This is a genomic window from Mesorhizobium onobrychidis, from assembly GCF_024707545.1.
GTDB classification, from domain to species: domain Bacteria; phylum Pseudomonadota; class Alphaproteobacteria; order Rhizobiales; family Rhizobiaceae; genus Mesorhizobium; species Mesorhizobium onobrychidis.
This window is the reverse complement of sequence record NZ_CP062229.1, coordinates 2,521,015-2,547,042: the sequence shown is the minus strand read 5'-3', so window position 1 is coordinate 2,547,042 and position 26,028 is coordinate 2,521,015. Positions and strand designations below refer to the sequence as shown.

The window sequence follows — 26,028 nt, the reverse complement described above, 5'->3', positions numbered from 1 at the left end:
GGCCCAGAATGTCGGAAAAGTCCGCCATTTCTGACGATTTGAACGCTCCAAACACAAAGCTCCAACTTTTGCCATACAAAGTCAAGAAAAACTTGGAGCGCTCCAAAAAATGGTTTAGTTCATCGAAAATGAATGGTTCCAAAATGCCAACCCTGGCTGATGTCGGCCGGGTCGCCGGAGTCTCGCGGGGCACCGTCTCCAACGTCTTCAATCATCCGGACCGGGTTCGGTCCGATGTACGCGAGCGCGTCGAGGCTGCTGCGCACCAGCTTGGGTATGATGGCCCCGACCCTCGAGGACGAGTGTTGCGTGACGGCAAGTTCAACGCCATCGGATGCATGCCGCCGGGCGCCTATGCCATTGGTGACATGATCAGAAGCCCATATCTCCGAGAGCTGATGCTCGGAGTGTCGCTTGTGTGCGACGAGGTCGGCGCGACGCTGAGCCTGATCAACGGCACGGATGCAACGCGCACCTCCACGATCCGGGAGGCGTTGGTAGACGGGTTCATATTGGGTCACAGTGCAGACATCGACTTGATTACTTCCGCGCAGCGACGGCGCCTGCCCTTCGTAATTCTCGAAAGCGATGCCGGCCCGAACGTCAATTCGATCCGGATCGACGGCCGGAGCGGCGCGATGATGGCGGTCAGGCACCTGGCTGCTCTTGGGCATCGGAGTTTTGCGATCCTTTCCATCCGGCGTACATCCGGACCGCCGATCGTCCATAAGCCTGGCAAGGGCAAGCGCACGATCACCGCCGGATTTTCGCTCGACCACGAAAGGCTCGAGGGCTTCGCTCAGGGCTTGGCGGAGTTCGATCTGTCGGTTGATGATGTACCAATCATCGAGACCACCCCTGGAGAGCCCTCTGCCGGCTCGGTCGTATTCGATCGGGCTCCGGAAGCAACGGCAATCCTGACCATGTCGGACTGGCAGGCAATAACCGTTCTCGACGAAGCGGTCCGCCGCGGCATAAAGGTACCCGAGCACGTGTCGGTGCTCGGCTTCGATGGCACCGCGGAAGCGGCACGGACCACACCTCCCCTTACGACCGTAGCGCAGGATATTGTCGGGAAGGGGCGGCTTGCCGCCGCCATGGTGTTCGCGAACGGTCCTGCCAAGCAAATCGTCATGCCAGTCGAGCTCGTGGTCCGGAGTTCGACCGCCCGACCGCGTAGCTAGGTTATCGTCGCCCCCGACAAGCGGACCATCAAACAATTCATGGGGCGGTCTGCTTTTGTGATGGGCAACCTCGACCTCCAGCGCGGTCGCCGGTAGTGTCCACTTTAAGGCAGTGGCACAGCCAACTTTAATGACCGCTTTGAGGCGCCAACCTGCCGTCACATCGTGCCATTGGCCAGACTGGGTCGATCCATGGCGGGCAAAGTTTACCCTAGCTGTCGGAGAGCTTCCGGTCGATCCTGTCGACCACCTTACTTACGGCTCGCCCCGCCATCCGCCCGACAAAGCGGCTGGGCCGCGAGGTCATCGCCTTGTAGCCGAGCTCCGCGGTGTCCACAAAGCTCTTTACGGTTCCGGTAGCGGCCACCCCTAGGCCCCCAAGGACAGCGTCGGCTCTGCCGTCCTTGAACCTGGTGGCGGCATGGTTAATCCCGCGAAGGGTCGCGATCAGGGTCAGCCCGCCGACCCCAGTGAGGACGGCGTCAACCGTGGTATCCAGAATGTCGACGACGCTACCCCCGAGGGCGAGCTCGACCGTGCCTTCGAGTTCCTCGTTGCTGTAGCCGCCGTCGATGGAGCCGGTGAGGCGCGCGACCTCGGTGGTCGAGATGACAGGGATGTGGTCCGCGATGCTGTTCACGTAACTCGTGCTATCAGTTGCCTTGATTTGGTAAGCGACACCGTCGACGAGGATGTCCGTATCCGGATGGTTGAAGTGCTCGAAGCGCTCGCCGCCGAAATCCGCCTCGACCAGCTTCTCGAAATAGGCCCCCTTCGTCAGGGAAACGAGTCCGGCGAGGCTTTCGCCTGGCAGCGTGAGAGAAGTTAGCCAGACATCGATGTCCGACATCTCGGCGTAGTTTCCGTTCACTTCCCTCAGGGTGTCGTAGATGTTGCCAACTTGGCTGATGTCGCTCCAGGCCGAGACCGGAATGGACATCGCGGAAAGCCAGATTGCGCTCTTGGCCACCGCCTTTTCGTCGTAGCGTTCCAAATGCGATGAAGGCACCGACCTCAGTGCGTCGATCTCGGAAGCATCAAGGCGATCCTGGCTTCGCGCCTCGATCGCGTCGAAAATAGACCGAGCCTTCTGAAGCTCGCCAGACTGGTCCAACCGCCACTTCGCAGCCTCCAACTGGTCGATCTTGTTTTCCATCTCCGGCAAGTCCGGCGGATCGATCGTCAGCTTTCCCCACCATGACATGCTCCGGTAAGCGGCTTCCGCCTCAGCCTTGCCTTCCTTAAGCCGGAATAAGCTCTCGGTGAGGAGGGCGTCGGCGCGCGAGACCGGGGAGCTCTCGTAAAGCTCATCGACTCGCTTGGAACTGGACCTGCGCGCCTCAGTGAAAGCTTCCCTCAGCCCTGCCTGCCGCGACTTGAACTTCGTGACTGGTCGCAGGGCACCTTTGTAGGCGACGAAAAAACCGAGCGCGACCAGTCCGCCTGCCGCCGCCAAACCCGGAAGCACGAGGCTGGGCTGGCCAAGGTGGAAGGGGTGCGCCGCCAAGGCGGCAATGGATGCGGAAGCGAGCCCGGCAAGCAAGCTGCAGCAATACAGACTACGCGCGCGTGACGTAAGCCCGTCTATTCTCTCAATTGCATTCATTCCGGTCCCCCCAGCCGCGGCACGTTACGCAATCGCACGCCTTAAGCAATGCCCTTGCGGGATCCATCTGAAACGTTTCCGCCCAGCAGCGGGCGCAAGCACGGCTTGCCTCGCCAGAATGTCCGGTTTGACATCGCTAACGTGAGAATCGAGACATCGCCGGTTGTGGTTACCCTACCTCAGCTTCAGTTCTCGCGGGATCAGCGGCGAGCGTTTTATTCCACTTCATCATCCAATAGCGGCTCAGAAATCACCTTCGGCATATGCGCGCCGATCGAGCAAATGAAACTGATCGTTATTTCTGTGTCGACCTTGTCGATTGGCCAGAGTGAAACGCCGGCGAGCGTTGGGTTTACGTCAGCTTCATGAGCGATCTGATTCCTCCGTTTCCAGACGCTTTTGAGTTGCCCCTTTATGTGCTCTGGGGATTTACGCTCAATGTCTGGGAGGCCGGAATTGATCAGTATTGCCAACCTGTCCCACGGCTTCAAACAGTAGCAAGACAGCAATTCCGCCAACTTCGCCGGGTCTACAAACGCTTTGTAAGAATTTGTTTGTCGAACGTGGGTCTCGGCCGTTGCTATGCGCGCTTCCTCGTCGGCGATAGTCATAACATCCATCGGAAGATGAATGTTTCTTGTCCTCAAACCGTTGGTGAAACGGTGCTTGGTTTCTACGGCGGCCAGTTCGTGAGCAAAAAAGTCAAACGAACTGACAGCCAGAAAATAGGCTGACCTGAGTGCGTCATCATTTGCAGGCTCGTGGGGACGCAATGCTGTTAGCGCGTCGAATAGTGCAACCATCTGACGCGCCCTTTCGATGGCGTGCTCGAAGGTAGCTGTTGCACCGCTGAACCGCTCCATGTTCAGAACATATCCGTCAGGGCGATGACCTTCTCCGCGCCGGATTTAAACCCTTGATAAACGTCATTTATTTTTATTTGATAAGTATCGGCTACGTTCCCTCGGAAGTTGGTGTCGGTCGCGAGATCGATCGCGAACACCGGTTTAGCCAACTCCTGTGCCGTCGCGATCAATCCGTCCAACGACCCGATCTCCATAAGGAACTCGTTCGTTGGTGCATTTGCGGCAGCATAGGTCTCAGTGGGGAGAAGCATCTTCGAAGCTTCGAGGGCGACCAGCAGATCAGTGCTTCTCGCTTCCGCGAGCCGGTCAAACCACTTTTGAAATGCTTGGGTCGGCTTCGCCTGCTCCTCCCCTCTCGCCCGCTTTCGAAAGTTGTTTACGGTCGAACCCAAATAGGCCGGCGTAACTGGGCGAAATGGGTAATCAGCAATTTTCAATAGTGCATTGGCGGAAGCTTTTCGCCCCCATTCTGCCCACTTTGGAAGCGTGCGCGCCAAGGAGCGAAGTGCCATCGCCGAGAACAGGTCAGGCGCCATCGGCAGAATGAAGGCATCGCTCGTCATAAAAAGGTTTTGGTTTATAGCTCCTAGGCTCGGGCTCATGTCGACCAGGGCATAGTCTATACCGAAAAGGTCTGCAGATTTCCTAATGGCATGATGCAGAGCGCCTGGAATGTTCTGGAGTGCTGACAGCGTGTTACTGAGTTCGTGGGCGACAGCAAGCTGACTTTCATATTCGGACAGACCCACATGGCCCGGGAGCAAAAATAGACCCTTTTGGGCCGGTGACTCATAGAGTTCGGTCGCCTCGATCATATATGGTCGAGATTCGAAGGCTGGTCGCACAGCGTCTCGAATATTTCGCGGCTTCTGAGGTGACTCACTTTCGAATGGATAGTCCTCGGTATCCATATCGCCGAGAAAAATCCCAGTGAGATTGCATTGGGGGTCGCAGTCAACGACCATCACCCGCTTGCCCAGCATTGATAACATCCATGCCAAATGGAATGTCATCGTAGTTTTCGCGACTCCGCCCTTGTGGTTAAAGATAGCAATCTGCTTCATAAAACCCCCTGCTTGGCCCAGCTCACACACGGCTACGAACGGCGTCTTGCGATTTGTTGGCATCAAGCACGCCTGGTGGAAGTCCGCAATACTCAAACCCTCGCTTAGGCGCCTAAGCGAGTGGCCGCTTTCGGGATCGCGCCAGTGCGCCGCTGCCCGGCCGAGATAGGGGCAATTACTGCCTTCGGGGAACCTGTCGAATAACGACTAGGAGCGACATTCGACTGGACTTCATACGGCAACGAAGCATTGGTGTTCCCAGCGCAGCAGAAGAGCCGCGGATTAGGCCGAGCAGAATCTCCAGCCCGCCAGGACAGCGGGCTTCGGTCAGTACAAGCGCCGGAATGGTCCGGGCTTTGAACCTGACGGAGATTTGAAATGGCTATCCTCACTGACATCACGACCACCGCTGCCGACCCCCAGACGGGCGAGACGACATCCAAGCTCGACCAGAGCAACAGGATGATCCAAAAGCTGCGCCAGAAATCCGGCACGGCCTCGATGACGGACAAAAAAGCCAAGGACGAAGCGCCCGCGGCGGCGACCAAAACCGACATCGTCCTCAAAAAGCTGAAGTCGGCCAAGGGCGTGACCATCCATACGCTGATGGATGCGACGGGGTGGCAGGCGCATTCGGTCCGGGGCTTCCTCTCCGGCACCGTCAAGAAGAAGCTCGGCCACGAAGTCCTCAGCGAAACGGGCAAGGACGGACAGCGGCGATATCGCCTTGTCGAGACGAAGACTGCCGGTTGACCTCAATGCGCAAGCGACTTGATTTGGATGGTGAGATCGCCGGGGTCGGCGATCTCACGCGCGACGAACTGTCAGCAGCTTGGGCGAGGGCTTATGGCTGCCCGCCACCCAAAGGGGTCAAACGTGGGTTGCTTGAACGGTCAGCTACCTGGCATCTCCAGGCCAAGCGACTGGGTGGTTTGCCTTCGACCCTCAAGAAAACACTCGGGACAGGCACCACGCGTGGGACCAACGCGAATGCTATCCGCCCGAGCAATAGTGGGCCGGATCGCCAGGACGGAGTTCCATTAGCCCGGCCAGCGTCATCCGATAGGGCATTGAAGTCGTCGCTACGATCTCTTCCGCCAAAAGTCGGCTCCCGCCTGATGCGGGAGTGGAATGGGCGAATGCACATCGTCGAAGTTGTCGACGACGGCTTCGTGCTTGACGGCAAGACGTACGGATCGCTGTCGGCTGTCGCCCGCCGCATTACCGGCGCCCATTGGTCTGGCCCGAGGTTCTTTGGGCTATGACGATGACGCCTCGCCTCAACTGTGCCATCTACACACGAAAATCGACCGAAGAGGGATTGGATCAGGAGTTCAACTCACTCGATGCCCAGCGCGAAGCTTGTGCAGCCTTCATCGCTTCGCAAGTAGGTCTTGGCTGGAAGCTGGTGCCAGACCACTATGACGACGGCGGCATATCGGGCGGCACGATGGAGCGCCCTGCCCTGCAGCGTCTCCTGCAGGACATCCGGGACAAAAAAGTCGATGTGGTGGTTGTTTACAAGATCGACCGCCTCACCCGGTCGCTGATGGATTTCTCCAAGATCGTCGAGATCTTCGATGCCAGCTCCGTTTCTTTCGTGTCGGTGACGCAGCAGTTCAACACTACGACCTCAATGGGCAGGCTCACGCTCAACGTGCTTTTGTCCTTCGCTCAGTTCGAGCGAGAGGTCACAGCAGAGCGTATCCGCGACAAGATCGCCGCATCGAAGAAGAAAGGCATGTGGATGGGCGGCGTGGTGCCCCTGGGCTATCGCGTCGACAACCGCAAGCTGGCGATTGACGAAACCGAAGCGCAAACAGTTAGACACCTATTCGATCGCTATCTCGCCCTGAAGTCGGTCCGGGATCTTGTCGATGAGGTTGCGAGTGACGGGCTCTCGGCAAGGACACGACAACGCAAAGACGGATCTGTTGCCGTCACCATGCCGTTTGGTCGCGGCAATCTCTACCACCTGCTTTCGAACCCAATCTACATCGGCAAGATCAAGCACAAGGATCTGATCTACGATGGAGAGCACGAGCCGATCGTCACGTCGGCCACGTTCGAGGGGGCTCAGGCACTTCTCGCCGCGCAGGCGCCGCGGCGGCGAAGCGATTCCAATGTCACGCAACCTCATTTGCTCACCGGTCTGCTCTTCGATGAAGCGGGTGAGAAATTGCGGTCGGTTCACGCGAATAAAGAAGGTGTTCGCTACCGCTACTATGTCTCAAAACAGTTCATCGATGAACGCCGGAAAGGGTCATCGGGTTGGCGTCTTCCAGCGCCCGCACTTGAATCAGTCGTTGAGCATCGCCTGAATCGAATTCTCAGTGATCAGGCCCAACTGTCTGGCTGGATTCAGCAATGGGCCGACGCTGGCGAAATTCAGTCGGCGATGCGGCGGGCAGAAGTGATGCGGTCGTGCTGGGCATCAGACACTGCGGAAGCGAAGCGATTTATGCTTCAAAAGATCGTTCGGAGGATCACCCTCAAGCCCGGATCGTTGACGATCGAACTCGATCGCCGCTCGCTATCGGAATTGCTTCTCGACCGTACTCTGCCTCCCAGCGATAGCGCCCAAGTAACTTCGATCGAATGTCCAATCGGTATGAAGCGGCGCGGTGTCGAGACGCGGATCGTGCTTACAGACGGGTCCAACATCAGCCGAGAACCCGATGGCGCCTTGATCGACCTTGTGCGTCGAGCCCGCCTCTACCTGGAGCAACTTACGGACGGAGCCAACCGCAGCCTCACCGACGTTGCCATGCTCAACGGCACCGACACGTCTGAGGTGAGCCGACTTCTTCCCTTCGCGTTCCTCGCTCCGAAAATAACGGCCAGCATCGTTGCCGGTGATCAGCCTGTCCAACTGACGGCGCACAGACTCTCGCGGGTCTCTGACCTGCCACACGCCTGGACCAGCCAGACTGCACTCCTTGGCTTCTGACCCCAATCCGGCGTGCATCTGGCTGATCAGCCAACCATCGCTTTGCCAAACACTTGGCTACGGAATTCGCCCGACAGAGACGGACGGCCAAAAGTCAGGTGTTTTGGACGCTCACTGCGGAGCCTCAGCCAAGTGTTGGCCACTACTCGGCGCTAACCCACGGACATGTCGTAGCTATTCTGAGACGGGCGAAAAACCCGGAAATCCGGCGGACTGAATGGTGGGCCCGGAGGGACTCGAACCCCCAACCAAGCGGTTATGAGCCGCCGGCTCTAACCATTGAGCTACAGGCCCCACACGCGGCTGGATTAATGTTTTTCCCCGAATCGCACAAGGCTTTCCGAACTTGCTGGCCGAGATCGTCCAAATCAGCCCATATTCAGACAGTAGAGCGACGTGCGTCCACTTAGACGCGCAAAGTACGCTCTAACGCTTTGAATCTACGCATCGTGCTTTCCGAAATCGATTCCGATTCTTGGGCCGATGCGGTAGTCGACAGCGCGACTGGATCGCAGACCGAGGAGATTTTTATGACCAGACATCTTTTGCCCTTGGCGCTCGCCGCCGCAATCGCGTTTCCGGCGATGGCCGGCGCGACCGATTCGCCGCCCCCGCCCCGTATCGTCGTCACCGGCGAAGGCGAAGCGACCGCGGCCCCCGATCTGGCGCTGCTGACGCTCAGCGTCATGCGCGAGGCCAAGACCGCGCGTGCCGCGCTCGATGCCAACAACGACGCCATGGCCTCCGTGATCGCCGCTATGAAGTCGGCTGGCATCAAGGAGCGCGACCTTCAGACAGCCGGCATCCAGATCAGCCCGCGCTACAACTACACCAACAAGCCGGACGGCAGCCAGGAAGCCGAACTCATCGCCTACCAGGTGACCAACACGCTTTCGGTTCGCATCCGCGACATCGACAAAACAGGCGAGATTCTCGACAAGGCGGTATCGCTCGGCGTCAACCAGGGCGGCGGCATCTCGTTTTCCAACGAGGATCCGGCTGCAACTCTCACCGAAGCCCGCAAGAAGGCGGTCGCCGACGCCATGGCCAAGGCAAAGACGCTGGCTGAAGCCGCCGGCGTCAGCATCGGACGGGTGCTGGAAATCACCGACCAGAACGTCGCGCCGCCGCCGATACCGATGAACGCCAAGGCCTTCGACGCGGCCCGCGAATCGGTTCCGGTGCAGGCCGGCGAGAATTCCTATACCGTCCAGGTCACTGTCACTTTCGAGCTGAAGTGACCGCCACCTGAGCCGTTCGGCCCTGTTGAAGCGCGGCAGCCGGCAGCATCGATCTTGCTGTGTAAACAAAACCCCGGAGGACTGATCCTCCGGGGTTTTTTCGAGCCGCACCCTTCTATCCTGGCCTATCCTGGCGGAAAGGGGGCTCTGCTACTCCAGGCCGGTGCCGGTCGGCAACGTGCCGTTTATCGGTAGATAACCGGGCAGCCGCGCTCATTGGCGAACACGACCATCACGCGGTCGCCGTACTGGCGGCCCGCAACTTTCACCGTGCGGCGGCTGACGTCGACAACACGGGCGCGGCGCAGACCCATGCGCTCTGCCTTGTTAAGGGCACGGTTTGGCGAGCAGGACCGGCGCCAGTCGCGTTCGCGGCGGCGTTCGCGGTAAAAACCATCGTCGTCGCCGCTATAGACGCCGACGCGCGGATCGTTGTTGTTGCCGAAGCCGAGATAGATGCTGTCTGCCTGGGCTGTGGCGGGGATAGCGGCAAGCGTGCCGAGGCCGATAAGCGCCGAAAGGGCCGCCGTCTTGATCGTGTTGAACATTGTCTTCTCTCCTTGTTCAGGGCTTCCGCCCGTCTTGATCGAACCGGTGTGTCTTGATCGACCAATGTGTCTTGGTCGAAGCGATGGGGGGAGAATGCGCCTGCGTATCTGAACTTTTTACGAACCAGCCGTTCATTTTGGGTTCATGTTGCAACAACAGGTGATTTCGCAGTTTCTCCGTCTTTCGGTTCTGGACAATCTGGCCGGTTCTGGACAATCCCGATAGAAAACGCCCTATCGCGCAGCTGGTTCCGATCCTGGCCTCGAGCCTCGTCCCTAAGGCTCGTCATCCAGCATGTGTTCGAAATAGTCGTCCGGCTCGGCAAGATCGGTCTCGCTGGCGCTGACCCGGCCGCGCATCGAGATGCCGGCCTCATGCACCGTCTCGGCACTGCCCGACACCAGCCTGTGCCACCAGTAGAGATCGCGGCCCTCGGCGACCAGTCGGTAGGCGCAGGTTTTGGGCAGCCAGCTGATAGTGCGCACATTCTGCGGCGTCAGCCCGACGCAGTCCGGGACGCGCGCCAGCCGGTTGGCATAGTCCGAACAGCGGCACGTTTCGGCGTCGAACAGCCGGCAGCCGACGCTCGTCCAGTAGATCTCGCTAGTGTCTTCGTCCTCGAGTTTCGACAGGCAGCATTTGCCGCAGCCGTCGCAAAGCGATTCCCACTCGGCCGGGGTCATCGCTTCGAGCGTCTTGGTTTTCCAGAACGGCGTTTCCATTGACGGGATGTGGCCCCCGCCGGCGTCAAGGTCAAGCACCGCGGCAGACGCAAACCCGGCCAGCACCATAGGCCGGCACCATAGGAATGACACGAAGTCGCCTTCAAAACGCCGGCCAATCGCCCTTCGCGGCCGTTAATGCCTGCTAACCGGAACCAATCCGGTTGATGAACAGTTTGGGCCGGGATGGGACGCCAAAAGGAGGATTTCTAATGAAACGCCAACCACGGATTCTGGCAGGCACGGCACTTGGCCTGTTGATGGCGTCCGCGCCGTTGGGCGCATTCCCGCTGCAGGGCGGCGCCGCGTTCGGCCCACTGCAGCGTACCGCAACGCCCTTGATCCTGGCGCAATCGAATTGCCCCGAAGGCGAGTCGGCGGAAGGCTGCGCAGAGCAGGCGGAACCGGAGCAGAAGCCGCGCAAGAAGCGCGAGCGGCAGAGCGAATCGGCTCCTGCGGAGCAGGCCGCGCCTTCCGGCGACGAGCAGCAGGGCAATCAACGAAGGAAGAAGCGCGAGCAGCAACAGCAGACCGAATCAGCCCCTGCCGAACAGGCCGCCCCGGCCGAAGAGCAAAAACCGCGCAAGAAGAAGCGCGACCAACAGCAGATCGAAGCAGCCCCCGCCGAACAGGCCGCCCCGGCCGAAGAGCAAAAACCACGCAGGAAGAAGCGCGACCAGCAGCAGCAGATTGAAGCCGCACCCGCCGACCAACCGGCCGAACAGGCGGCGCCTGCCAACGGCGAACAGCAGCCGCGCAGAAAGAAGCGCGACCAGCAACAGCAGATCGAAACGGCACCTGCCGAAGAGCCCGCCGGACAGGCGGCGCAAGGCGAGAAGGCCGCACCTGCAAATGACAACGAGCAGGTCACGCCGCGCAGGAAGAAGCGGGACCAGGATCAGCAGATCGAAGCTGCGCCAGCCGAACAGCCGGCCAGGAAGGAAACGCCCGCCGGCGAGCAGGCCGAGCCGCTTCCGACCGACCAGCAAACGGCTCCCGCCGAGGGCGAGAAGCCCCGGGAGCAGGCTAAGGACCGTGGCAAGAAGCCTATCGGCGAACAGCCGGTGACGGGAGAGCAGCCGACAACCGGCGAGCAGCCCGCCGAGGACCAACAGGCCGCGCCCGCCGAAGGGGAAGGTCCGGCCCAGGGCGAGGCCCCCGTGTTCGACAGCCAGAAGGATGCTGTGCGCAAGCGCAGGGGCGGCAGGGACAACGCGCAAGAGCCTGGCGGCCAGGACGCGGGTGGTCAGCCCACCCAGCAGAACGGCGAGCAGGCGGAAGCCCCGAAGCCGGCTCCGGTCGACCAGGGACCGCCGCCCACCGACGACAGGACGGCCCAGCAGGCGATCAAGCTTGAGAGAATGGTTCCGGTGACGGAGGAAAAGGGCAAACGCGTTGAGCGTGTGCCCGACGTCGAGGACATTCGCCGCCGTCCGCGTCCGCAAGGGGTCGACGTCGTCAGGGAACTCGGCGACCGCGTTATCCTACAGTTCAACAACCAGACGATCGTGGAAAGCGACGATACGCCGCGCATGCGCCGTGGCGCGCGGAACGTCTACTATGAGGAGCTGTCGGGCGATCGCACCCGGGAAATCGTCGAGCGTGACAACGGAATCCAGATCGTCACCATCCGCAACCGCTACGGCGACGTCATCCGGCGTTCACGCATCGCGCCCGACGGACGCGAATACGTGCTGAGCTATGTCGACGAGCGGTACTATGAGGACGATGGCGACTGGCGCGATCCGGGTGACGACCTGCCGCCAATTCGGATCGACATTTCGCGCGAGGAGTACATTCTGGATTCCGAAGAGGTCGAGGATCCGGACGACTACTATACTTTCCTCGAACAGCCGCCGGTGGAGAGGGTGCAGCGCCTCTACTCGATCGACGAGGTCAAGCGCTCTGCCCGTGTGCGCGACATCGCCCGCCGCATCGACCTCGACACGCTGAACTTCGAATTCGGTTCGGCCTCGATCCCCGACACCGAGGTGCAGAAACTCGAAGGCGTCGCCAGCGCCATGGAGAAGCTGCTCGAGAAGAACCCGGCGGAAACCTTCCTGATCGAAGGCCATACCGATGCCGTCGGCAGGCCAGAGGCGAATCTCGCTCTGTCCGACCGTCGCGCGGAGGCGGTCGCAGAAGCCCTGACCAATGCCTTCAGCATCCCGCCGGAGAACCTGACGACACAGGGCTATGGCGAGGAGTATCTCAAGGTCGATACGTCGGAGCCTGAGCGCGAGAACCGTCGCGTTGCCATCCGCCGCATCACCTCGCTGGTGGCGCCGGTGGCCAGCGCGAATTAACTCGCAATTCCAGAAACCTGACCCGGTTTCTGGAATCTATGCGGGAAGACGTAGCCCACCCCGGTTTCACCGGGATGGGCGATATCCGGCAATGGCCGGGGGTGAAGGAGAATGTACGTCGCGATTTTAACCAGGCATTGAATCGCGAGGTCGTCCACCCCAGATTCTGGCTAGGGCTTCCCTGCCCTGTCCCGACTCCAGCGGGACACATGAGCCCCGCCGGTACCCCCTCGCCGGCGGGGTTTTTTTTTCCGGCTTACGCGAGGCCTCGATGGCCCTCAGCCCTTAAGCCAAGAGTGACATCCACTTACGTGCTTGTTTGTCTTCCGGCAAATTGATACCATCTATTGGTATTGGAGAGCCCACCATGTCCAAGAATACCTCCATCACACTAGGCGACCAGTACGATGCCTTTATCAAGCGGCAGATAGCAAATGGCCGCTTCGGTTCGGCAAGCGAGACCGTTCGCGCTGGCCTGCGTCTTTTAGAAGAACAGGAGCTGAAGCTTGAGCAACTCCGCGCCGCCATTGATGAGGGTGACATGTCAGGTGACCCCGAACCGTTCGACTTCGAGGCTTTTCTCAAATCCAAAAAGCGCGGATGAAGCGAACCGTCAGGCTCTCACCGAAAGCGAAAGCAGATCTCGACGACATTTGGGATCATTCGTTGAAAGATTGGGGCTTAGAGCGGGCGGAAGCCTATATTCTCACCGTTCATTCCATAATCAATCTGATAGACCAATTTCCGGCAATGGCGAAAAACGCAGAGAACATTCGCCCCGGTCTCTTGAAATATCCCATTGGCTCTCTCGTTCTGTTTCTGCGAATCGGCGATCAGTACATCGATATTGTACGCATTCTGCATCAGCGCCTGGACTATCCCAGGCATCTTTAGAACAGTCTCTTCACCTTTGTATCCGTCCGGGCGAACACCTCGTCGGGCACGAAGAAGTCACCGGCGAGCGGACCTGTCGCATCAGGCGCATAGATCGAAAAGTCGCTGACACCCTCGGCGCGCAGCACCTCCTCGTCGATGTAGAAATTGCCGGTCGCTTCGCGCGACGGCCTGAGCAGGATCGCATGCGCGGCATCGGCCATGATATCGGGCGAACGGCTCATCGCCGCCACTGTCTCACCGCCCAGAAGATTGCGCACCGCTGCCGTATCGATCGTCGAGATCGGCCACAGCGAATTGACGGCGATGCCGTCCCTGGCGAACTCCGCGCTCATGCCCAGCGTGCACATCGACATGCCGAATTTGGCCATCGTATAGGCGACATGGTTCTTGAACCATTTGGCCTTCATGTCGAGTGGCGGCGCCAGATTCAAGATGTGAGGATTGTCAGCCAACTTCAGGTGCGGAATGCACATTTTGGAAACCAGGAACGTGCCGCGGGTGTTGATCTGGTGCATCAGATCGTAGCGCTTCATATCGGTTTCCAGCGTGCCGGTGAGTTGGATGGCGCTAGCATTGTTGATGCAGATGTCGATGCCGCCGAATTTTTCGACGGTCCTGGCGACCGCCTCGGCCACCTGCCCCTCCTCGCGTATGTCGCACAACATCGGCAACGCCTTGCCGCCGGCCTGCTCGATCTCTTGCGCCGCAGTGTAGATCGTGCCCGGCAGCTTCGGATGCGGCTCGGCGGTCTTGGCAGCGATGGTGACATTGGCGCCGTCGCGCGCGGCGCGCAGGGCGATCGCCAGCCCGATGCCGCGCGACCCGCCGGAGATGAACAGGGTCTTTCCCTTGAGCGACATTTTTCCGCCTTTCCTGTGCCGGCCTCTTTGCACGATCCTTGCTCTCGCCCGCCTGCGGACACAAGACCCTGCTGTTCGAAGCCACGGGTGACGCCGCGGAGGGTTCGGCGGTTGCGACAGGGCTTGATACATATGGTAGGCTGCAGAATGGCTTTGTTGATCAAGAATGTGAAAGTCGAGCAACTGGCACGCGAACTCGCGCGTTGCCGTGGCGTGTCGGTGACGGAGGCGATCCCCCAGAGCCTTGAACGGCTGGTGTTTCAATCAAAAGAGACTGAGCTGGTGATGAAGCTTAGGGCAATTTCTGATCGAGCAGGTCGTATCCCGAAGCGCGATAACGTGATGACCGAAGATGAGATCCTCGGCTATGACGAGCTCGGAATTCCGACCAGATGATGCATATTTCGACCCCAGCGTCGCGCTGCGCCTCATCGCCCTGCCGGGCACTTCTCCCCGTGTAGTGACGGGGAGAAGGACGCCTTCATCACAGCTTTCGCCAACTGGCAACAATGGAACCGTGGCTGCGTTCAGCTCCCTTCTCCCCGTCACTATACGGGGAGAAGGTGCCGGCAGGCGGATGAGGGGCAGCGCAAACTTTGACAATGATCGCCCCACATCCTGCCTTGGGACGTCATCCACTAAACCAGCACCAGGCCTTGCCGCATGGCGATGGCGATCGCGTCAGTGCGGTTGGCCGCACCTAGCTTGATCAGGATGGCCGCGACGTGGAACTTCGCCGTGTGCACGGAAATGTTCAAGCGCCGGGCGATCACCTTGTTGGGCGCGCCCTCGGCCAAAAGCGCCAGCACTTCGCTCTCGCGCGGCGAAAGCGCCGGCCGCTCGGTCCTGTCGTCGAGCGGCTCCTCGTCAGAGAGGTCGTCGTCATGGAAAGCGAAATCGTCATGCCGATCGGACAAGGGGCGTCCCTCGCCCGAGATCCGATAGCCAGCCGCCGCCAGCCGCGCGGCGGCCGCGACCAGCAGATCGTCCGCTGCCGCCGGCAGCACGGCAAACACGGTATCGACCGGCCGCTGCCGGCTCGCTCGTTGAGACAGGAGCACCTGAGGTATCGCTGGATCGTTGGCCCCGCCTTCCAGGTCCCCTCTTTCCAGGTAATTGTCATCGACGACCGCGACATCGGCTCTGTCGCCGCTATCGGCGCTGCCGGTCACAAGCGGCAGCAGATCCTCGGTCGCGGCAAGGGTCGTCGACAGGTGTTCGGCGCGCACGGCGTCATCGAGCGCGATCAGCACCGTCAGCCGCCGCCCCATGATCCCGTGACTTGCCATCGATCTTCTCAGCTCAGCGGCTTTTCGCCGATGGTCAGCACGACATCGCGCTGCTCGCCGCCGCGTACCAGGCCGAGCGTCACCGCCGCGCCGGCGCTGTCCGGCCCGAGCCTGCGGATCAGGTCGCGCGGACCATAGACGGCCTCGCCGTTCCACGACACGATGATGTCGCCAAGATGCAGGCCGGCAGCCTTCGCCGGGCCATTGTCGTCGAGGCTCATCACCATCGCGCCATGCGTGTCGCCGTTGCGGATTGGATGCAGGCCGGCGCCGAGATAGCCGCGCGCGACATGGCCCTTCTCGCGCAGCGTCGCCACCGCCCGTTCGATCGTCTCGTAAGGCATGACCAGCGCCCGCCGGCGCGGCCCGAACAGCAGCATGCCGATCAGTGCGCCGTTGGCGTCGAGTACCGGGCCGCCCTCGAAACGGGCGCCGGCATTGACGGCCAGATTGATGCGCCGGTCGATCGTGCCGCCGCGCATCGAGCGCCAGGCCGGACCGACCTCACCGACTGTGCCGAATGTGGCGAGCGCCGCACCGTCGCTACTGCCGATAGCGATGGCCAGATGGCCCGGCCGCACTGTGCCTGCCTTGGCCAGCGGCGGCACGTCCGGCGCGCCGGTCGGCTTCAGAAGGGCAATCCCAGTCGATGGATCGCGGCCGACCAGCTCAGCCTTCACCTTGTCGCCCGAAGAAAGCGTCAGCTCGATCTCCTCGCCGGCCTCCACCGCCTCCTCGGCAGCGATAAAATAGCCGTCGCGCCAATGGAAGGCGGTCGCGGTGCGATGCTGATGCGTGGCGAAGCTCGCCGTCGCCGGCGCTGCTGCCGCGCCAATATCGGCGATGGCGTCGGAAAATGCGCTCAGATTGAAGTCGCTCATGGTGGTCTCCTGGTTTTTTTATCGCATCGGCCCGAAAATCGGAATCGATTTCGGAAAGCACGATGCGAGAACTCAAAGTCTTAGAGCGTACTTTGAGCGTCCAACGGACGCTCGTCGCTCTAACCCAGATATCGCTCGGCAGCGCGTTGGCGGGTACTCGCCTGACGGCTAGTTGGGCGTTGGACTGGCCATCTGGTCAGGTCGCGGCCGATCCGGCCGCTCCGCACATATAGGCATCCTTCATCTTGCTCTAAAGACACGGAGCCCTGCCATGTCCCTCCCCGCCCAGCAATTGCAATTCGATGATGCGCTGCTCGACGATTATTCGGCGACGGTCGCCGATGCCGTCGACCGCATCGGTCCCGCCGTCTGCCGCATCGAGCGCGTCGGTGGTGCCAGCGGCCAAGGCTCCGGCTTCGTCATCACGCCGGACGGGCTGGTCGTCACCAATTTCCACGTCGTCGGCGATGCCCGCACCGTCCGCGTCACCATGCCGGACGGCGTCTCCAGAGAAGGCCGTGTTCTCGGCCGCGACCCCGACACCGACATCGCGCTGGTGCGTGCCGACGGCAGCTTTGCCGATATCGCGCCGCTCGGCGATTCCAAGCGCCTGCGGCGCGGCCAGATCGCCATTGCCATCGGCAACCCGCTCGGCTTCGAATGGACCGTCACGTCAGGCGTCGTCTCGGCGCTCGGCCGCTCGATGCGTGCCTCCACCGGCCGGCTGATCGACGACGTCATCCAGACCGACGCAGCGCTCAACCCCGGCAATTCCGGCGGACCGCTGGTGTCGTCGGCGGGCGAGGTCATCGGTGTCAACACCGCCATGATCCATGGCGCGCAAGGCATTGCCTTCGCGGTTGCCTCCAACACCGCCAATTTCGTCATTTCGGAGATCATCCGCTTCGGCCGCGTCCGCCGCGCCTTCATCGGTGTCTCGGCCGATACGACAAACCTGCCGCGTCGCGCAGCCCTTCTGTCGCAAGTGTCGAGCAACACCGCCGTGCGCCTGCGCAGCGTCGAGGCGAACAGTCCGGCGGCCAGAGCGGGCCTGAAGGAGGGCGACATCATCGCCGCCATCGACGGCCGCCCGGTCACCGGCGTCGACGATCTGGTGCGCCTGCTCGATGCCGAGCGCATCGGTCGCGAAACACTGTGCACGGTAGTGCGCCGCTCCGGCATTACTCAGGTCACGGTGATGCCGGTGGCGCGGACCTAATAACTATCGCGGCGCACAGATCTGGCCAAGCAGCGAAACCAACAGCCCTGCCAACTCACCGGTCGGATCGAGGTCCGGATCGAAAATGGTCATGTCCATTCCGGTACAGCGCGAATCCGCCACCAGCGCCGCGAGGATGGCGATGAGATCGTCGGGATCGATGCCGGGACTGCCTGGTGAATCGACCGCCGGCATCACCGTCTGATCGAGCGCATCGACATCGAGATGCACCCAATAGGGCGAGCCGGTTCGGGCAAGAGTGGTCCAGGTCTTTTCCAGGACCTTTGCCGCGCCAAGCTCTCGCACGGCAAACACATCGATCAGCGTCATCGCGGTCGAATTGATGTCCGGCCAGGCAAAGTCGGGATCGCGGTTCTCGCGTTCGCCGATCTGAATCACCTGTTCGTCCGCCACAAGCGGGCTTGTGATATCAGGCCAGTCGGTCAGCAACGGCTCGCCACGTCCGGTGGCGAGCGCAAGGTCCATGCCGGCGGCCGAGCCGAGTGAAGCGTTGATGTCATAGTTGCCCGGATGGCGGAAATCGCTGTGGCCGTCGACATGGACCAGTGCCACCGGACCAGATCGCCGTGCGCCAGCCAGTGCGCCGAGCAGGATCGCGCAGTCGCCGCCGACGACCAGCGGGAATTCGCCTCGTCCCAGCGCGCCGGCAACAACTTCGGCCAGTCCGAGATTGAAGCTGCGTATCGTGTTGCCGTTGCGCAGCCGAGTGCCCGGCTGCGGCTCCGTGCTATAGGCGGGCCGATCAAGATCGACCACTTTGAGGGGCGAAAGCGTCTCGATCAAGCCGGCTTCGGTCAATGCCTGCGGCGCACGCCACGTCCCCGGTATATGACCTGGCCACAGCGGGCGCAGGCCAAGGTTTGAGGGTGCGCGGACAAGGCAGATTTCACGCATGGAATGGGCCCAGGGTTGCCAAGCTCACCATAGACCGCGAATACCCGCCCGGTCACGCGGCCCGAGTCGTCACCTCACCTCTGCCGACAGTTCCTGCCAGGGGCCGTCGTTCAGGCTCCCCCTCACCCTTCAACAAACTGCGCCAGGAACTCCGCGCTCGGCGGGATCGGCTTGATCACGTCGATCAGCACGCCATTGGGGTCTTTGGTGATGAAATGACGCTGGCCGAAGGGTTCGTCGCGCAAGGACCGCAGGATCGGCAGGCCGGCGGCCAGGATCCGCTCGTAGATCGCGTCCGGATCCTTGACCTCGAAATTGATCAGAAGCCCCGACGTTCGGCCACGCCCCTCCTCAGGTATCGTCTCGTGGTCGCCTTGGACGATGCCGAGATTGACCCGGCGATCCTCGACTGAGCGCAGATGCACGTACCAGTCGCTCGCAAACAGCGGCTTGAAACTGAAGTGCTTGATATAGAAGGCTTTCGTGCCGGCCACGTCGCCCGTCATAAGCACCGGATAATAGCTCGTCGTCTTCATCTTTCCTTCTCCCACTAAATCACATACAGTCTGCATGTAAAAGTTATTAACATACAGGCTGTATGTATGCAACAGAAATCCGCGCGCCGTTCCAACCGTGATCGCACCGAGGCGACGCGTGCCGACCTGATCGCCGCGGCGCGCAAACTGTTCACAGAAAAATCCTATGCCGAGACCGGCACGCCGGAGATCGTCGCCGCGGCCGGCGTCACGCGTGGCGCCCTCTATCATCACTTTGCCGACAAGCAGGCGCTGTTTGCCGCCGTGGTCGAGCAGGAGGCGGCGGCTGTGGCGGAAGAAATCGAGCGCGCCTCGCCGCCCTCGCTGTTTGCCCGCGATGCGCTGATCGCCGGTTCCGATGCCTATCTTGCAGCCATGCGCGCACCCGGCCGCACGCGGCTGCTGCTGCTCGACGGGCCAGCCGTGCTCGGCCGCGCCGCCATGGACGAGATCGACAACCGCCACGGCAACCGTACACTGCGCGAAGGCCTCGTCGCGGCGATGCGCGCACAGACCATGGTGAAATTGCCGGTGGAAGCGCTGACTGCGCTGTTTGCGGCCGCCTTCGACCGCGCTGCGCTTGAGGTCGAGGCCGGCGCTTCAACCAAGGATTATCGGGCCGTTCTCATGGCGCTGATTGACGGGCTGTCTCCGGTTCCTCCTCAGGCACTTCGCCCGGCTCGAACTCGTTGAAGCAGCGGAGCTGACGCTTGAACTGGTCGATCAGCCAGGCAGCCGCCGGTTTCGGGCTGCGGTCGGCCCGGTGCATGGCATAGAGTGGCGAACGCACCTCGCTGAACGGCTCCAGATCGAGTTCGACCAGCCGACCACTGGCCAGATCGTCGGCGATCAGCCAGCGCGGCAGCCCGCCCCAGCCGAGCCCCTCGCGCATCAGCATATGTTTGGTGCGCAGATCCGTCAGCCGCCAGGTGCGATAGGCAAAGACGCCAAAGTCGCGCCCCTTGGTGCGCTCGGACTGGTCGGTGACAACGAGCTGAGTGTGTTCGCGCGCATCCTCGATCGCCACCGGCTTCGGCAGCAGCGCCAGCGGGTGGCTGGGCGCGGCAGCCAGCACTATCGACATGAAGCCGATGCGCACAAGATGGACGTCGACCTCGCCCAGCAGGCCGCCAACACCGAGATCGGCCTGCCCGTTGACGACATGATCGGGGATCAGGCCGAGCGTGCCGATATGCAGGCGCAGCATCACGGTCGGGAACTGCGCCTCGAACGCCTTCAGCACCCGCACCAGCACCGGTGATGGCAGCGCCGCATCGACCGACAGCGCCACTTCGGTCTCCAGCCCCTGGTGATAGCCGTCAACCCTGGAACGCATGCGCTGGAGCACGCCGACCATGCGCCGCGCATCTTCAAGCGTCGCCTTACCGATATCGGTCAGCTGCGGCTCGCGCATGCCCTCGCGCTCGAACAGTTTCAGTCCAAGCTGTGCCTCCAGATTGGCGATAGCATAGCTGATGACCGATTGCGCGCGGTTGAGCTTGCGGCCGGCGGCGGAGAAACTGCCGGTGTCGGCCACCGTGACCAGGATCTGCAGTTGGTCGAGTGTTGGGTTGGGTTGCATCGTTCCATCCATAATTTAGATGGATCATACGCAAAATATACCAGTTTTTCAAATGGACTGGCAGACCCATATTTGCCGGGACATTTCAACTCATCCCTGGAGACCCGCCATGTCCATCCTTCTTGTCACTTCCAGCCCGCGCGGCAATGCCTCGCACTCGACCCGTATCGCCACCGAGCTCGCCGAAAAACTGATTGCCGCCGATCCCTCGGCCAAGCTTGTCGTCCGCGACCTCGTCGCCAACCCGCTGCCGCATATCGATCCCGATTATTCGACCGGCATCTACACACCGGTCGAAGCCCGCACGCAGCGGCAGGCCGAAGTCGTCGGAGTTTCCGACGCCGTACTCGATGAACTGTTTGCGGCAGACACCATCATCCTCGCTACAGGCTTCATCAATTTCGGCATCTCGTCGACGCTGAAATCCTGGGTCGATCACGTCGCCCGTTCCGGCAAGACTTTTGCCTATGGCGAGAATGGCCCGAAGGGCCTCGTCACCGGCAAGAAGGTCTATATCGTTCTTGCCTCAGGCGGCATCTATTCGGAAGGCGCTGCCGTGCAGATGGATCACGCCGTCCCTTATCTGCGCAGCGTGCTTGGCTTCATCGGCATGACCGACGTCGAGGTCATCCGCATCGAAGGCGTCGGCTTGGGTCCCGACGCCGTTGCCGCAGCACTCGCCAAGGCGTCCGCCAAGGTGGATGCGGTGGTCGCTTCGACCGGAGCGGTCGCCGCTGCCGCATAAACGCGAACAACTGGTAATCAGAACCGAAAAAGGCAGGCGCCCGGCGCCTGCCTTTTTTGCACTTGCCGCCTGATGCCCGACGAGGCGTCGGCGGATCCTACAGCTTTCTGACGTCGCTCCGATGTCGCGACATCGCCGTGCGCCAAGCTAACCGAAGATCTTCTCGCCCTGCTCGTCGACCAGTTGGATACCCTTCTTGATCGAGATGTCGACAGCGTCGTCGAGCCCGGCAAAACGATCGGCGCGGATGAATTTGTGTTCCTTCATCACGCCGTCGATTTCCTTAGAAACCACGCCGCAGGTCTGGTATTGGCCTTCCGCCTTGTAGGGCGTGGCGCTGATCAAAAATCCCTTGTGCTCGATCTGTTTTGCCGGTGCACCACTCTTTGGCTCGCCCGCGTCACCGCCGCCACCGCCGAAAAGACGTTTCAGAAAAGACATGGGCGGGCCCTCCAACGGCAATCATCCTGCATCACATAGCGTGGTGCAGGATGATTTCACTACCGGTCCTTAGGCAAACCGGCAAGGGCCGACCCGGCCGCAGAAGTCAGCCGCGCGACAGCGCTTCCAGGGCTTCGGCCGCTCCTTCCAGTATGGCGATCGCCTCAGCCTGTTTTTCGGCAGGCGCGTCGACGATGTCGCCGAGGGCTGCGCGCAGCCGGTGGCGCACGGCGCGGAATTCGTCGCGCTTCTCCGAACGGCCGCGGCCGCGCCGTCCGCCATCTTCGCCGTCGTCGTTCCAGCCGAACCACTCGCGCGCCTTCGCCATCTTGCGGCCGAAACGCTCGAGATGATCGAGCACGTGGTCGACCATCTCGCGATTGTCATTGAGATGCGCCTGCCCTGCCTCGGTAATCGAAAACACCTTCTTGTTGCCTTCCGCGGACGAGACGGCATAGCCGGCCTCTTCCAGGAAGGTCAGCGTCGGATAGACCACGCCGGGGCTCGGGCTGTAGACGCCGCTGGTGCGTTCCTCCAGCGCCTTGATGACGTCGTAGCCGTGGCGCGGCGCCTCGGCCAGCAGCGACAGCGTGATCAGCTTGAGATCGCCGTCGGCCAGCATACGCCCGGCGCGGAACATGTCGCCCGGCCCGCCGCGCCCGCCGCCCCTCATCCCGTGGCCGAATGGGCCGAAGCCGCCGCCACGACCGCCGAACTTGCCGGCCATATGCATGAAAACGCGCTCGGCTCGCTCGCCGAAATGATGATGTTCGTGCATTGTCTGCTCCTTGAGTTATGTCTTACGATATATCTCAATTATGCGGGCGAGACCGTTGAGTCAAGATATATCTTACGATGTATCTTAGAACGGTGCCAACCAGATTGATTTCGTCACCGAGCTTGGCTAATACCGGTTACCAGCGGCCCTTGCGCCGGTTCCAGGCATAGAGAAGATCGGCGAAGCGATCATAGGCATAGCGCGTCAACGGCAGCGCGGCGGGGTTACCGAACAGCGTTGCAAGCCAGCCCTCGCCCGGCGTTCTCAGCCAGACGGCAATTGCGACATCGGCGCCAACCAGCAGTTTACCGTCCGCCTCGGTTGCGTGCAGCCGCCGGCGGATGTCCTCCAGCGACACGCCGTATCCGGCCAGTGCCGCCGGTTCGGCATTGACGTCGCGAAACGCGATCCGCCCGGCCTTGATCGCCTCGACCAGCCGCCGCTTTTGCCGGCTGATCCCGGCATCGCAAACCGGGCAACGGGTGTTGTACCAGACGGTCAGCAGAGGCTTGGACATGTGTTTTGAGACGCGATCTGAAGGGCTGCGCCGATTATCCGGGAAATGCCTCGGCCCCGCAACATTTCCGGACCAGCCTGGCCGCGACGAGCCGTCTTCGGGATATGGAGAAAATGAAGTTCTTTTCGAGCGAGAGCAGCATTCCTCCTCATGATCAGCGGATCGGGCGCCGTCAAGCGGCGCCTGACCGTTCTATATCAGGAACTCGGCAGTTTGCGCTGATCTGTAGCCGCGCAGCGCCTCAGCCGAGCGAGGCGATGATCTCGCGATAGGCCAATTCCGGGAAGGCCTTGAGCGTCCGCGTCCTCACGTTGCCGCCTGTCGCCAGCATCAGCGAGAAACGAGCGAGCACCGCATCGTCGGGCGCTTCGACGACCGCCACCATATCGCATTCGCCCATGGTGAGATAAAAAGCCTTGAACGAGCCGCCCATGTCTCCAAGCAGCTTCTTGGCGGCATCGAGCCGCTTCGGCGACTCGCGCACATTTTTGGCGCCCTGCTCCGTCCAGTTGATCAGCACGATATAGGTTGTCATGCACACCTCCCTCCGGGGCCTCGGAGCACGGCGTCACCGCCGGGGCGGGCATCCGGGTTTGTCGCCCAGAAAATGCATCCGACACGAGATTATCCTCCCACAGCAGGTGTGCTGCAAGAACAACCGCACCGTCTGGCGAGACAATCCCTGTGCGACGATCGAAAAAGGGCGCCGCAGCGCCCTTTTAAATTGTCTATCCGTCACCCGGCATCAGCTGTCGAGGAAGCTCCGCAGCTTGCGCGAGCGGCTCGGGTGCTTGAGCTTGCGCAACGCCTTGGCTTCGATCTGACGGATGCGTTCGCGGGTGACCGAGAACTGCTGGCCGACTTCCTCCAGCGTGTGGTCGGTGTTCATGCCGATGCCGAAGCGCATTCTGAGCACGCGCTCCTCACGCGGAGTGAGCGAAGCAAGCACCCGCGTCGTCGTCTCGCGCAGATTGGCCTGGATCGCCGCGTCGATCGGCAGGATCGCCATCTTGTCCTCGATGAAATCGCCGAGATGCGAATCCTCCTCGTCGCCGACCGGCGTTTCGAGCGAAATCGGCTCCTTGGCGATCTTCAGCACCTTGCGCACTTTTTCCAGCGGCATGGCGAGCTTTTCCGCCAGTTCCTCCGGCGTCGGCTCGCGACCGATCTCGTGCAGCATCTGGCGCGAGGTGCGCACGATCTTGTTGATCGTCTCGATCATGTGCACCGGAATGCGGATGGTGCGCGCCTGGTCGGCGATCGAGCGGGTGATCGCTTGCCGGATCCACCACGTCGCATAGGTCGAGAACTTATAGCCGCGGCGGTATTCGAATTTGTCGACCGCCTTCATCAGGCCGATATTGCCTTCCTGGATCAGGTCGAGGAACTGCAGGCCGCGATTGGTGTATTTCTTGGCGATCGAAATGACGAGGCGCAGATTGGCCTCCACCATTTCCTTCTTGGCGATTGCGGCTTCGCGCTCGCCCTTCTGCACCTGGTTGACGATCTTGCGGAATTCGAGGATCGAGATCGCCGTTTCGGTGGCGAGGTTCTGGATCTCGGCGCGCAGGTCGCGGATCGCGTCCTTCTCGTTCTTGGTGAATTCCTTCCAGCCGCGCGAGGTCAGATTGCCGATCGAGCGCGTCCAGTTAGGATCGAGCTCCGAGCCCTGATACTCCTTCAGGAATTCCTCGCGGCGCACACCATAGCTTTCGGCCAGCCGCAACAGCTTGCCTTCGTTCTGCACCAGGCGCTTGTTGATGTCGTAGAGCTGCTCGACCAATGCCTCGATGCGCGCCGTGTTCAAGGACAGCGACTTCACCGCCTTGATCAACTGGTCTTTCAGCTCTTTCAGCCGGCGATCCTGGCTGGGCGACAGCGTGCCGGCGGCGGCCAGCCGGTTCTCGACCTGCTGGTCCTGCAGCTTGCGCAACTTCTTGTAGGTGTCGGCGATGACGTCGAGCGTCTCCATCACCTGCGGGCGCAACTCCGCTTCCATCGCCGCCAGCGACAGGCTGGCTTCGTCCTCGTCTTCCTCGTCGTCATCCGTCAGACCGCGCGTATCGCCGCCGACATTGGTGATGTCGTCCTCGTCCTCGCGCGAACGGCGCGGCTTTTCCTCGGTCTTGGCTTCCTCGATCCGCTCGACCACCGGCGCCTGCTTGGCCTCCGGTCCGGCATAGGTCGCTTCGAGGTCGATGATCTCGCGCAGCAGGATCTTCGATTCGTTGAGCTCGTCACGCCAGATGATGATGGCCTGGAAGGTCAGCGGGCTTTCGCACAGGCCCGCGATCATCGTCTCGCGCCCGGCCTCGATGCGCTTGGCGATCGCGATTTCGCCCTCGCGCGACAGAAGCTCGACCGAGCCCATCTCGCGCAGATACATGCGAACCGGATCGTCGGTACGATCGGTCGGCTCTTTCTTGGTGGTCGTCGCGGCAACGGCAGTGCCGGTCTGCTCGGCCAGTTCGTTGGCGTCTTCCTCGGCATCGGCAGCCGCGTCGGCGGCTTCGGGCTCCTCGCCCTGCTCGTCGTCCTCGACCACGTTGATGCCCATGTCGGAGAGCATGGCCATCGTGTCCTCGATCTGCTCGGAAGTCACTTCTTCCGAGGGCAGCACCGAATTCAGTTCGTCCATGGTGACATAGCCGCGCTTCTTGGCGGCCTTGATCATCTTCTTGACAGCATCGTCGGAAAGGTCGAGCAGAGGGCCATCGGTGGCGCCTTCGCGTTCGGTCTCGACCTCTTCCTTTTCTTTTGTCGCCATTCTTTATTTTCTCCAAGCGGCCAAGTATCAAGCCGCGTAAGCTGCCGTACCGGTTAAATCAGATGCGCTCGCGCTGGAACGCGCTTCCCCGGGGCAGTAACTGCATCTCTCGT

At 61.4% G+C, this 26,028-nt stretch carries 28 protein-coding genes and 1 tRNA gene; 12 read left to right on the top strand and 17 right to left on the bottom strand.

The genetic code is table 11. The features are described 5' to 3' along the window. Nucleotides 1–8 precede the first annotated feature (8 nt). Nucleotides 9–1,184, top strand: a complete 1,176-nt coding sequence (locus tag IHQ72_RS12795) for a LacI family DNA-binding transcriptional regulator (protein WP_258122757.1) — start codon at nt 9–11, stop codon at nt 1,182–1,184. Between the two features lie 211 nt (nt 1,185–1,395). Here IHQ72_RS12795 and IHQ72_RS12790 read toward each other — a convergent pair whose 3' ends face one another. From IHQ72_RS12790 to IHQ72_RS12780, 3 genes are all read right to left on the bottom strand, one after another. Further along, entirely contained in the window at nt 1,396–2,640 is a 1,245-nt protein-coding gene (locus IHQ72_RS12790) for a hypothetical protein (protein WP_258122756.1), read from the bottom strand. Between the two features lie 365 nt (nt 2,641–3,005). Then, nucleotides 3,006–3,653 (bottom strand): hypothetical protein, encoded by a 648-nt coding sequence (locus IHQ72_RS12785; RefSeq protein ID WP_258122755.1) that lies wholly within the window; start codon nt 3,651–3,653, stop codon nt 3,006–3,008. Between the two features lie 2 nt (nt 3,654–3,655). Beyond that, nucleotides 3,656–4,720 (bottom strand): ParA family protein, encoded by a 1,065-nt coding sequence (locus IHQ72_RS12780; RefSeq protein WP_167378816.1) that lies wholly within the window; start codon nt 4,718–4,720, stop codon nt 3,656–3,658. A gap of 378 nt (nt 4,721–5,098) precedes the next feature. Here IHQ72_RS12780 and IHQ72_RS12775 point away from each other — a divergent pair, with 378 nt between their 5' ends. From IHQ72_RS12775 to IHQ72_RS12765, 3 genes are read left to right on the top strand one after another with little or no spacing between them, the layout of a single operon-like run. Continuing rightward, the gene (locus tag IHQ72_RS12775; RefSeq protein ID WP_258122754.1) at nt 5,099–5,473 is read left to right on the top strand and encodes a DUF3489 domain-containing protein; all 375 of its coding nucleotides are present in this window, start codon (nt 5,099–5,101) and stop codon (nt 5,471–5,473) included. 5 nt (nt 5,474–5,478) lie between these two features. Next, nucleotides 5,479–5,985, top strand: a complete 507-nt coding sequence (locus IHQ72_RS12770) for a DUF2924 domain-containing protein (RefSeq protein WP_258122753.1) — start codon at nt 5,479–5,481, stop codon at nt 5,983–5,985. A gap of 2 nt (nt 5,986–5,987) precedes the next feature. Further along, entirely contained in the window at nt 5,988–7,670 is a 1,683-nt protein-coding gene (locus IHQ72_RS12765; RefSeq protein WP_258122752.1) for a recombinase family protein, read from the top strand. A gap of 218 nt (nt 7,671–7,888) precedes the next feature. Here the strand turns inward: IHQ72_RS12765 and IHQ72_RS12760 are convergent. After that, a tRNA-Ile gene (locus IHQ72_RS12760) sits at nt 7,889–7,964 on the bottom strand. A gap of 236 nt (nt 7,965–8,200) precedes the next feature. On the opposite strand from IHQ72_RS12760, the gene IHQ72_RS12755 reads away from it, so the two are divergent. Further along, nucleotides 8,201–8,911, top strand: coding sequence for an SIMPL domain-containing protein (locus IHQ72_RS12755; protein WP_095491648.1), 711 nt, complete (start codon nt 8,201–8,203; stop codon nt 8,909–8,911). A 185-nt stretch (nt 8,912–9,096) separates the two neighbouring features. Here IHQ72_RS12755 and IHQ72_RS12750 read toward each other — a convergent pair whose 3' ends face one another. Together IHQ72_RS12750 and IHQ72_RS12745 are read right to left on the bottom strand one after the other, a co-directional pair. After that, nucleotides 9,097–9,459, bottom strand: coding sequence for a hypothetical protein (locus IHQ72_RS12750; RefSeq protein WP_258122751.1), 363 nt, complete (start codon nt 9,457–9,459; stop codon nt 9,097–9,099). Between the two features lie 276 nt (nt 9,460–9,735). After that, the gene (locus IHQ72_RS12745) at nt 9,736–10,182 is read right to left on the bottom strand and encodes a YcgN family cysteine cluster protein (protein WP_258123817.1); all 447 of its coding nucleotides are present in this window, start codon (nt 10,180–10,182) and stop codon (nt 9,736–9,738) included. A 212-nt stretch (nt 10,183–10,394) separates the two neighbouring features. Here IHQ72_RS12745 and IHQ72_RS12740 point away from each other — a divergent pair, with 212 nt between their 5' ends. From IHQ72_RS12740 to IHQ72_RS12730, 3 genes are all read left to right on the top strand, one after another. Next, entirely contained in the window at nt 10,395–12,488 is a 2,094-nt protein-coding gene (locus tag IHQ72_RS12740) for an OmpA family protein (protein ID WP_258122750.1), read from the top strand. A gap of 367 nt (nt 12,489–12,855) precedes the next feature. Beyond that, nucleotides 12,856–13,092, top strand: a complete 237-nt coding sequence (locus IHQ72_RS12735) for a type II toxin-antitoxin system ParD family antitoxin (RefSeq protein WP_258122749.1) — start codon at nt 12,856–12,858, stop codon at nt 13,090–13,092. Next, nucleotides 13,089–13,382: a type II toxin-antitoxin system RelE/ParE family toxin gene (locus IHQ72_RS12730; RefSeq protein ID WP_258122748.1), complete on the top strand. Its 294-nt coding sequence runs from the start codon at nt 13,089–13,091 to the stop codon at nt 13,380–13,382. The genes IHQ72_RS12735 and IHQ72_RS12730 overlap by 4 nt, the downstream gene beginning before the upstream one ends. Here the strand turns inward: IHQ72_RS12730 and IHQ72_RS12725 are convergent. Further along, complete coding sequence (locus tag IHQ72_RS12725) at nt 13,379–14,245, bottom strand: SDR family oxidoreductase (protein ID WP_258122747.1); 867 nt, start codon at nt 14,243–14,245, stop codon at nt 13,379–13,381. The genes IHQ72_RS12730 and IHQ72_RS12725 overlap by 4 nt on opposite strands. A 147-nt stretch (nt 14,246–14,392) precedes the next feature. On the opposite strand from IHQ72_RS12725, the gene IHQ72_RS12720 reads away from it, so the two are divergent. Then, on the top strand, nt 14,393–14,641 hold the full coding sequence (locus IHQ72_RS12720) for a type II toxin-antitoxin system VapB family antitoxin (protein ID WP_258122746.1): 249 nt from the start codon (nt 14,393–14,395) through the stop codon (nt 14,639–14,641). 242 nt (nt 14,642–14,883) lie between these two features. Here IHQ72_RS12720 and IHQ72_RS12715 read toward each other — a convergent pair whose 3' ends face one another. Then, on the bottom strand, nt 14,884–15,534 hold the full coding sequence (locus tag IHQ72_RS12715; RefSeq protein WP_258122745.1) for a helix-turn-helix transcriptional regulator: 651 nt from the start codon (nt 15,532–15,534) through the stop codon (nt 14,884–14,886). An 8-nt stretch (nt 15,535–15,542) separates the two neighbouring features. Continuing rightward, a complete protein-coding gene (locus tag IHQ72_RS12710) occupies nt 15,543–16,415 on the bottom strand; it encodes a S1C family serine protease (RefSeq protein ID WP_258122744.1) in 873 nt (290 codons plus the stop codon). 271 nt (nt 16,416–16,686) lie between these two features. Between IHQ72_RS12710 and IHQ72_RS12705 the strand changes: the two genes are divergently transcribed. Next, nucleotides 16,687–17,634, top strand: coding sequence for a S1C family serine protease (locus IHQ72_RS12705; RefSeq protein WP_258122743.1), 948 nt, complete (start codon nt 16,687–16,689; stop codon nt 17,632–17,634). A gap of 3 nt (nt 17,635–17,637) precedes the next feature. On the opposite strand, the gene IHQ72_RS12700 is transcribed toward IHQ72_RS12705, so the two are convergent. Next, nucleotides 17,638–18,549 (bottom strand): arginase family protein, encoded by a 912-nt coding sequence (locus IHQ72_RS12700; protein WP_258122742.1) that lies wholly within the window; start codon nt 18,547–18,549, stop codon nt 17,638–17,640. A gap of 122 nt (nt 18,550–18,671) precedes the next feature. Continuing rightward, nucleotides 18,672–19,085 carry a VOC family protein gene (locus IHQ72_RS12695; protein ID WP_123148351.1) on the bottom strand — a complete coding sequence of 138 codons (414 nt, stop codon included), beginning with the start codon at nt 19,083–19,085 and terminating at the stop codon, nt 18,672–18,674. Between the two features lie 66 nt (nt 19,086–19,151). Between IHQ72_RS12695 and IHQ72_RS12690 the strand changes: the two genes are divergently transcribed. Further along, nucleotides 19,152–19,778 carry a TetR/AcrR family transcriptional regulator gene (locus IHQ72_RS12690; protein WP_258122741.1) on the top strand — a complete coding sequence of 209 codons (627 nt, stop codon included), beginning with the start codon at nt 19,152–19,154 and terminating at the stop codon, nt 19,776–19,778. Here IHQ72_RS12690 and IHQ72_RS12685 read toward each other — a convergent pair. Next, nucleotides 19,711–20,667 (bottom strand): LysR family transcriptional regulator, encoded by a 957-nt coding sequence (locus IHQ72_RS12685; protein WP_258122740.1) that lies wholly within the window; start codon nt 20,665–20,667, stop codon nt 19,711–19,713. The two genes, IHQ72_RS12690 and IHQ72_RS12685, sit on opposite strands and share 68 nt — an antisense overlap. Nucleotides 20,668–20,776: 109 nt before the next feature. Between IHQ72_RS12685 and IHQ72_RS12680 the strand changes: the two genes are divergently transcribed. Next, nucleotides 20,777–21,412 carry an FMN-dependent NADH-azoreductase gene (locus tag IHQ72_RS12680; RefSeq protein ID WP_258122739.1) on the top strand — a complete coding sequence of 212 codons (636 nt, stop codon included), beginning with the start codon at nt 20,777–20,779 and terminating at the stop codon, nt 21,410–21,412. Between the two features lie 147 nt (nt 21,413–21,559). On the opposite strand, the gene IHQ72_RS12675 is transcribed toward IHQ72_RS12680, so the two are convergent. The 5 genes from IHQ72_RS12675 to rpoD all read right to left on the bottom strand — a co-directional run bounded on the left by IHQ72_RS12675 (nt 21,560) and on the right by rpoD (nt 25,915). After that, nucleotides 21,560–21,853 (bottom strand): HlyU family transcriptional regulator, encoded by a 294-nt coding sequence (locus IHQ72_RS12675; protein ID WP_258122738.1) that lies wholly within the window; start codon nt 21,851–21,853, stop codon nt 21,560–21,562. Nucleotides 21,854–21,959: 106 nt separating this feature from the next. Beyond that, nucleotides 21,960–22,631, bottom strand: a complete 672-nt coding sequence (locus IHQ72_RS12670) for a PadR family transcriptional regulator (protein WP_258122737.1) — start codon at nt 22,629–22,631, stop codon at nt 21,960–21,962. A gap of 136 nt (nt 22,632–22,767) precedes the next feature. After that, nucleotides 22,768–23,148, bottom strand: coding sequence for a thiol-disulfide oxidoreductase DCC family protein (locus IHQ72_RS12665; RefSeq protein WP_258122736.1), 381 nt, complete (start codon nt 23,146–23,148; stop codon nt 22,768–22,770). Nucleotides 23,149–23,389: 241 nt separating this feature from the next. Further along, nucleotides 23,390–23,683, bottom strand: coding sequence for a GYD domain-containing protein (locus tag IHQ72_RS12660; RefSeq protein ID WP_077379810.1), 294 nt, complete (start codon nt 23,681–23,683; stop codon nt 23,390–23,392). Between the two features lie 210 nt (nt 23,684–23,893). Next, nucleotides 23,894–25,915 (bottom strand): RNA polymerase sigma factor RpoD, encoded by a 2,022-nt coding sequence (gene rpoD / locus IHQ72_RS12655; protein WP_258122735.1) that lies wholly within the window; start codon nt 25,913–25,915, stop codon nt 23,894–23,896. Nucleotides 25,916–26,028 lie beyond the last annotated feature (113 nt).

Bases quoted from the DNA above. Each gene is read 5' to 3' on its own strand.
- IHQ72_RS12725 (WP_258122747.1), bottom strand. From the start codon at position 14,245: ATGTCGCTCAAGGGAAAGACCCTGTTCATCTCCGGCGGGTCGCGCGGC.
- IHQ72_RS12735 (WP_258122749.1), top strand. From the start codon at position 12,856: ATGTCCAAGAATACCTCCATCACACTAGGCGACCAGTACGATGCCTTT.
- IHQ72_RS12730 (WP_258122748.1), top strand. From the start codon at position 13,089: ATGAAGCGAACCGTCAGGCTCTCACCGAAAGCGAAAGCAGATCTCGAC.
- IHQ72_RS12785 (WP_258122755.1), bottom strand. From the start codon at position 3,653: ATGGAGCGGTTCAGCGGTGCAACAGCTACCTTCGAGCACGCCATCGAA.
- IHQ72_RS12740 (WP_258122750.1), top strand. From the start codon at position 10,395: ATGAAACGCCAACCACGGATTCTGGCAGGCACGGCACTTGGCCTGTTG.
- IHQ72_RS12680 (WP_258122739.1), top strand. From the start codon at position 20,777: ATGTCCATCCTTCTTGTCACTTCCAGCCCGCGCGGCAATGCCTCGCAC.
- IHQ72_RS12750 (WP_258122751.1), bottom strand. From the start codon at position 9,459: ATGTTCAACACGATCAAGACGGCGGCCCTTTCGGCGCTTATCGGCCTC.
- rpoD (WP_258122735.1), bottom strand. From the start codon at position 25,915: ATGGCGACAAAAGAAAAGGAAGAGGTCGAGACCGAACGCGAAGGCGCC.
- IHQ72_RS12780 (WP_167378816.1), bottom strand. From the start codon at position 4,720: ATGAAGCAGATTGCTATCTTTAACCACAAGGGCGGAGTCGCGAAAACT.
- IHQ72_RS12675 (WP_258122738.1), bottom strand. From the start codon at position 21,853: ATGTCTTTTCTGAAACGTCTTTTCGGCGGTGGCGGCGGTGACGCGGGC.
- IHQ72_RS12745 (WP_258123817.1), bottom strand. From the start codon at position 10,182: ATGGAAACGCCGTTCTGGAAAACCAAGACGCTCGAAGCGATGACCCCG.
- IHQ72_RS12715 (WP_258122745.1), bottom strand. From the start codon at position 15,534: ATGGCAAGTCACGGGATCATGGGGCGGCGGCTGACGGTGCTGATCGCG.
- IHQ72_RS12690 (WP_258122741.1), top strand. From the start codon at position 19,152: ATGCAACAGAAATCCGCGCGCCGTTCCAACCGTGATCGCACCGAGGCG.
- IHQ72_RS12710 (WP_258122744.1), bottom strand. From the start codon at position 16,415: ATGAGCGACTTCAATCTGAGCGCATTTTCCGACGCCATCGCCGATATT.
- IHQ72_RS12665 (WP_258122736.1), bottom strand. From the start codon at position 23,148: ATGTCCAAGCCTCTGCTGACCGTCTGGTACAACACCCGTTGCCCGGTT.
- IHQ72_RS12685 (WP_258122740.1), bottom strand. From the start codon at position 20,667: ATGCAACCCAACCCAACACTCGACCAACTGCAGATCCTGGTCACGGTG.
- IHQ72_RS12660 (WP_077379810.1), bottom strand. From the start codon at position 23,683: ATGACAACCTATATCGTGCTGATCAACTGGACGGAGCAGGGCGCCAAA.
- IHQ72_RS12720 (WP_258122746.1), top strand. From the start codon at position 14,393: ATGGCTTTGTTGATCAAGAATGTGAAAGTCGAGCAACTGGCACGCGAA.
- IHQ72_RS12705 (WP_258122743.1), top strand. From the start codon at position 16,687: ATGTCCCTCCCCGCCCAGCAATTGCAATTCGATGATGCGCTGCTCGAC.
- IHQ72_RS12795 (WP_258122757.1), top strand. From the start codon at position 9: ATGTCGGAAAAGTCCGCCATTTCTGACGATTTGAACGCTCCAAACACA.
- IHQ72_RS12755 (WP_095491648.1), top strand. From the start codon at position 8,201: ATGACCAGACATCTTTTGCCCTTGGCGCTCGCCGCCGCAATCGCGTTT.
- IHQ72_RS12770 (WP_258122753.1), top strand. From the start codon at position 5,479: ATGCGCAAGCGACTTGATTTGGATGGTGAGATCGCCGGGGTCGGCGAT.
- IHQ72_RS12695 (WP_123148351.1), bottom strand. From the start codon at position 19,085: ATGAAGACGACGAGCTATTATCCGGTGCTTATGACGGGCGACGTGGCC.
- IHQ72_RS12775 (WP_258122754.1), top strand. From the start codon at position 5,099: ATGGCTATCCTCACTGACATCACGACCACCGCTGCCGACCCCCAGACG.
- IHQ72_RS12700 (WP_258122742.1), bottom strand. From the start codon at position 18,549: ATGCGTGAAATCTGCCTTGTCCGCGCACCCTCAAACCTTGGCCTGCGC.
- IHQ72_RS12765 (WP_258122752.1), top strand. From the start codon at position 5,988: ATGACGCCTCGCCTCAACTGTGCCATCTACACACGAAAATCGACCGAA.
- IHQ72_RS12670 (WP_258122737.1), bottom strand. From the start codon at position 22,631: ATGCACGAACATCATCATTTCGGCGAGCGAGCCGAGCGCGTTTTCATG.